Below are 6,028 nucleotides of genomic sequence, written 5' to 3' on the forward strand. Positions count from 1 at the left end.
TTTTTCATAGAGCAGAAGTTTGTTTAGATCTTGTGAAGCTATTTTTATGATGAACAATATTTTTTAAGAAAATCAGGTAAATTGTATCTTTTAAGATAATACAGAATTTTTTCTGTGGCAATCTTTAAGGATATAGTTTACCTTTTAAATTTTTTTGGATTTATATTAATAACATAAACTCAAATTCCAGTGAAGCTGAGTTTCATTCAAATGAGGACTAAAACAAGGAAAATTATAGGAATAATAATAGTAAATTGGTTGAGATTATAATAATAAATATGTTACAATTGTTGTATAAAATAAGCTTAAAAAGGCCATAACATATTAAAATAACTTAAGTTATTTTAATATGTTAGAAATAGAGATATATTGTTAAGGGGGAAAAAATGTGAGTGTATGTATAAACAATGTTTGTAATCAAGATAGTTATTCAAATCTTACGGCATCAAAAAATCAATCTACTAGTAAGGATGAAGATGAAGTACAAAAAAAGAAAAAAAGGCAAATTGTATCAGAACAGCAAGGTAAGTATTATTGTACATATATTGTAAGTGAAGATGGTAAAAAAACTTTGTTGAGAAAAATTCCTATTGATAAAGTTAAAAAGCAGAATAATTCACAAGGTTTATTTACATCCAATGAAATAAAACATTGTAATTATGAGAAGACAGACCAAACTGTTTTTGCTATTTTAAAATATAAAAATCAATTTCATTCAGAAAATTCTCGTAAAGAAAATATAAATCTACAAGACATGATAAGTATGCTAAAAGGAACTAGTGGAATTTAAAGTAATTAAGTAAGGTTATATATTTATTGATATATATGAAAAAATGTTATATGTACATAAAATATTAAAAAAAGTAAAGTTAATAGCTAAACAGAAACTACTCATTTAATGGGTAGTTTTTTATTTGTCTTCAAATTTGTTTATGAAAACAACTATGTATAATAGTTTATTCTTTATAAGTTACTTAAAAATATACAAAAAATGTAAAATATATGATAATATGTAAATAACGGAGGTGGCAGTATGGAAAAAGTATATGCATTTGAAAATTTAAAAGATATTAATAATATAGAACCTACAAGGGAAAAATTACTTTCTATTATAGAAAAGCTAAAACTAGAAAATAATTATCTAAGGAAAACTAAAAAATATGGTTTAGTTTGGGAAGAACAATCAGAAGAAACAGGAGAAATTTTAAAAAATAATTATCCAGTACTTACAGAAGTTAAAGAAAAGGAAATTAAGAGTGAAAGTGATGATATTACAAATCTAATAATAGAAGGGGATAACTTATATGCTTTAAACACTTTATTATTTACTCATGGAATGAATAATAAAAAGCAGATAAATATTATTATTGACCCTCCATATAATACAGGAAATAAGGATTTTATATACAATGATAATTATGTAAATGGTGAAGATACTTACAGACATAGCAAATGGATTTCTTTTATGAATAAGCGCTTAAGATTGGCAAGAGAAGTTTTAAGTAGTGATGGAGCTATATTTATATCTATTGATGACAATGAGCAGAGTCAACTAAAAATGTTATGTGATGATGTATTTGGTGAAGATAATTTTATTAATTGTATAAGTGTTAAGACTAAAAATGCTTCAGGTGCTAGTGGTGGTGGAGAAGATAAAAAACTAAAAAAGAATATAGAGTACTTGCTTATATATTGTAAAAATAAAGAAAAGTGTAATCTTAAAGCTGTATATAAGGAATATCCTTTGATGAACCTTATAAATGAAAGAAGAGAAGAAGGAAAACAATATGATTATAGGCAAGTGCTTATAAATGAAGGTATTAAGAAATATATGTGCACTATAAAGGATGGAAATTCTGAGAATATAAAAATATTTAGGCATGAAGGATATATCATGAAAAATGTATCAGAAATTATGGAGGAAGAAAAACTATCCGAAGCTGAAGTTTATTTAAAATATTTCTCTAAAATATGCAGTAGCACAAACTCTCAATCATCAATAAGAAAAAGAGTAATAGAAGGTACTAATGATTATAGAGGACTTATATCTATAGAATATGTTCCTAAAACGGGAAAAAATAAGAATAAAGTAACTACGAATTATTACATTAATAGCAGAATAGTTATATGGTTATCAGATGCAGCTTATATGAAAAATAAAAAGATATACAAGAAAGAAAAGCTTGGCACTCTATGGGATGATATTAGTTGGAATGGAATTTCTTCGGAAGGAGGAATTACTTTTAGCAGTGGAAAAAAACCACTTAAATTTATAAAGAGAATAGTTTCCATGTGTGATAGTAAAGGTATTTTTATTGACTTTTTTGCTGGATCAGGAACTTTAGGACAGGCTATCTTAGAAATGAATAAGAAGGATAATGGAAAAAGACAATTTGTACTATCTAATATCGGAAGAGAAACTCCAGAAAACGGTTTAAATATATGTGAAAATATAACCTATAGACGCATAAGAAATGTTATTACAGGATATATAAACTCTCATGATACTTATATAAAAGGAATAGGTGGAAATGTAAAATATTATAAAGTGGAATTTATTCCTAAGAATCAAAGTAGGGATGCTTTGGAAATTAAACTTGCAGATAGATGTACTGAGCTTTTGTGTATAAAGGAAAATTGTTTTAATTTATATAAAAGTGGATACCAGTATAATATTTTTATAAACAATAGTTTGATTATGATAATTTGCCAGAATTTCATGGACTCTTCTATGATAGACAACATTAAAAAAGATTTAGAGTGTTTAAATTCACATAAAAAAATTCTTTATTTTCTGAGCTTGGATTGTGAAATAAATGAATTTCAGGAACTGAATGATATAGGAATAAAAGTTAAACCAATACCACAAAAAATTATGGAAGTTTATGAGGATGCACTAAAATCATGGTAGTGCTAAAAAATTACCAGAAAAAGGCTATTAGAGAGTTGATGGATAAAACTGTTAAGTTGCTTGAAAATAATAATAAAAAAAAGGTATTGGTTCTGAAAGCACCAACAGGTTCAGGTAAAACTGTAATTGCATCAAAGTATATTGAAATGTTTAGTAAACTTGAAGATAGAGATTTTTGTTTTATATGGATATCTATTGGTAAGGGACATTTACATGAACAGAGTAAAAATAAAATAAGTAGTATATTAGAAGGAAGTCCTTCTTGCAAATTATTGCAAGATGTTATTAGATATGGAATAATAAAAAGAAATGCTATAGTAGTAGTTAATTGGGAAAAGCTGAATACAAAGAAAAATGGAGTATGGGATAATGTTTTAATGAGAGAAGGTGAGGGAATAAATTTTATTAAACTTCTAGAAAATACAAGTAGTGCAAGAAAAATAATGTTAATCATTGATGAAAGTCATAATACTACAGATACGCGAACTTCCAAAGAATTGATGAATATAATAAATCCTGAAATTTTGCTTGAAATGAGTGCTACTCCTAAATATGTGCCTTCAGGAGAGGACATAGATGACAATATGGCTGCCTTTGTAAAAGTTTTGCCAGAAGAGGTTATTGAATCAGGAGTAATAAAAAAAGAAGTATTTATAAATGATAATATTGATGAGATAGATTTAAATAATAAAAACTCCATTGAAATTGTAGTAGAAATGGCTATTAAAAAAAGATTGGAGTTAACTGAAGCTTTTAGTAGAGAAAATGTTAAAATAAATCCATTATGTCTTATTCAAATACCTAATGCCAAAACAGGAGAAGAAATTTTACATGAATTAATTAGAATACTTAAAATTAAGGGAATATCAGTAGAAAATAATAATCTTGCATTATGGACAAGCAATAGGTGCAAAAATTTAGAAAATATTACTGATTTTAACTCTAAGGTTGATGTTTTAATTTTCAAAATGGCTGTAGCTACTGGGTGGGATTGTCCGAGAGCACAAGTACTTTTAAAGCTTAGAGAAAGTGGAAGTGAGATTTTTGACATACAAACTATTGGAAGAATTCTTCGTATGCCTGAGCAGAAACATTATGAAAGTGAAATCTTAAATAGAGCTTATATATATACCAATAATAAAGACATTTCTGTTAAAGTTGGCAATCTTTCATTAGTTAAATTTTTGAAGTCTAATATTAAATCTAATATGAAAAATATTATTTTACGTTCATATTATAGAGAGCCAAGTAAAGATGTTGTCATTAAAAGAGAAATATTAGATTCTATTTTTTACAAGCAAGCTGAGAAAGAATTAAATGTATCAGTGAATAGAAATCCAATAAATAACTTATATGCTTTGAATAAACTAAACTTTAATATGGAAATTGACAATTTAGAAAGCCAGCTTATGTATGAGGGACATATTGAAACATCAAAATTAGATAGAGTAAATGTAAAAATAGACCATAAAGATAAAAGAATAAAGGTAAGTGAATTTGATATTGAAGAAGTATTTACAACTATTTTAAAAAGAACTTCGGAAAATTTTTATCCTAATTTAAAGGAATTAATTTATAAGTATTTTAATGATGTTTTTAATTATAATATAAGGAAAACAGGGATGATAACTAAAATACAATCATTATTTATTGTTAATTACGAAAAGTTTTTTAAATCAATATTAAATAGTACTGTAGAGAAATATATTGATGAATATAGAAAATGTGATCTCGAAGAGACAAAAGAGTATTATAATGATTTCTCAATAAAAGAAACTAAGCTTGTAGATGATGTTTCTTATGAGTTTTTTAAATCAGAAAAAAATATATATGATAAATGTTACTTAAAGAAAAATAGAAAGCAAACTGAAAAAGTTTTTGAAGATTTTTTAGAGAAAAGTGGAGATAAAATTGTTTGGTGGTATAAAAATGGTGATAGCGGAAAAGAAAATTTTGCTATACGCTACGAGTATAATGGAATACCACATGCATTTTATCCAGATTACATTGTACTTTTTAAAACAGGATTAATTGGAATATTTGAAGTTAAAGCAAAAAATGATAGAGAAACAGAAACTAGGACAAAGGCTAAAAATGAATATTTGAAAAAATATTTAAAAGAGGAAATAGGTAAAGGAAAAAATATTATGGGTGGAATAATTGAAGTATCAGATGGAAACATAAAAATTAATATTGGTGGAAAAGAATATGCATCAAATAATTTAGCAGATTGGGAAAGTTTTAAATGCTAATTTATCAAGTGATTCTTAGACACAGGTGAAGGTATTAGTAATGACAGTGGTGGGATATAAAGCTTTAGTACTTATGTTACAGCATAAATATAAAGAGGCAAACTGTACTATATAAAATAAATACAGAGAAGAGAAGTGTTTTATTTGGTAATTAGCAAAATGTACAGTTTACCTTATGAAATTTACTATATTTCTTCTCGCCAGAAACCGTATGCAATATGAGCTTTAATCAGTACTTGGGCAGAAGAGATTAGTAAGTTTAAAATATTGCCTCCAGGAGGAATAACTATTTTACCATTTTCCTCATTAACAAGAGTGAAGTTAGGAGGAACGATTCTTGTAAAAGCTTTAACACCACCTTCGATTTTATTATTTAGAAATTGACCAGTGAGAAATATTATCTTTGGCTTAGGTGGTGGTAAAATCGTAAGGTTAGATGGTGTAACAGAGGTTACTTTAGTTGCTCCTTCTGGTATAGTAGAATTTAAATATATTTGTGATTTTATTGGTAAATCAGAAGTATTAGTTACAGTGGTAACACTGAAATATAAATTTACACCTGAGTCTTTAGGATTGTATAAAGCTCCCCAAGCATAATTATTAAAACCAAAACTTAATAAATCAGATTCTCCAATAAAATATTTGCCTTCAAAAGATTTAAAAATAGGATTTTCAATAGTAACTACTTCTCTCAAAGAATGAGAAGTTATATTATTCCTCATTTGAATCACCTCAGTATATTTTATGGAGTAAGGCAAGAATTGTTCTAGGTCATTAATAATATAAGCATATTGCGACTCAAGCGTATGTAAGCGAAGTAACTTTCAACTGTATTCCGGCTGATATATGCTGTGAAGGAAAACTC

4 protein-coding genes are annotated in these 6,028 nt (G+C 26.6%); 3 read left to right on the forward strand and 1 reads right to left on the reverse strand.

The window, feature by feature from the left end:
• Positions 1 to 388: 388 nt before the first annotated feature.
• The 3 genes from EG57_RS0221220 to EG57_RS0221230 all read left to right on the forward strand — a co-directional run bounded on the left by EG57_RS0221220 (position 389) and on the right by EG57_RS0221230 (position 5,163).
• Complete coding sequence (locus EG57_RS0221220; protein ID WP_032079104.1) at positions 389 to 790, forward strand: hypothetical protein; 402 nt, start codon at positions 389 to 391, stop codon at positions 788 to 790.
• Positions 791 to 1,033: 243 nt separating this feature from the next.
• Positions 1,034 to 2,911, forward strand: a complete 1,878-nt coding sequence (locus EG57_RS0221225) for a site-specific DNA-methyltransferase (protein ID WP_032079105.1) — start codon at positions 1,034 to 1,036, stop codon at positions 2,909 to 2,911.
• Positions 2,905 to 5,163, forward strand: a complete 2,259-nt coding sequence (locus EG57_RS0221230) for a DEAD/DEAH box helicase (RefSeq protein WP_032079106.1) — start codon at positions 2,905 to 2,907, stop codon at positions 5,161 to 5,163. The genes EG57_RS0221225 and EG57_RS0221230 overlap by 7 nt, the downstream gene beginning before the upstream one ends.
• 185 nt (positions 5,164 to 5,348) lie before the next feature.
• On the opposite strand, the gene EG57_RS0221235 is transcribed toward EG57_RS0221230, so the two are convergent.
• Positions 5,349 to 5,885 carry a DUF6143 family protein gene (locus tag EG57_RS0221235; RefSeq protein ID WP_032079107.1) on the reverse strand — a complete coding sequence of 179 codons (537 nt, stop codon included), beginning with the start codon at positions 5,883 to 5,885 and terminating at the stop codon, positions 5,349 to 5,351.
• Positions 5,886 to 6,028: the final 143 nt, after the last annotated feature.

The organism is Clostridium drakei, from assembly GCF_000633595.2.
Lineage (GTDB): Bacteria > Bacillota > Clostridia > Clostridiales > Clostridiaceae > Clostridium_AM > Clostridium_AM drakei.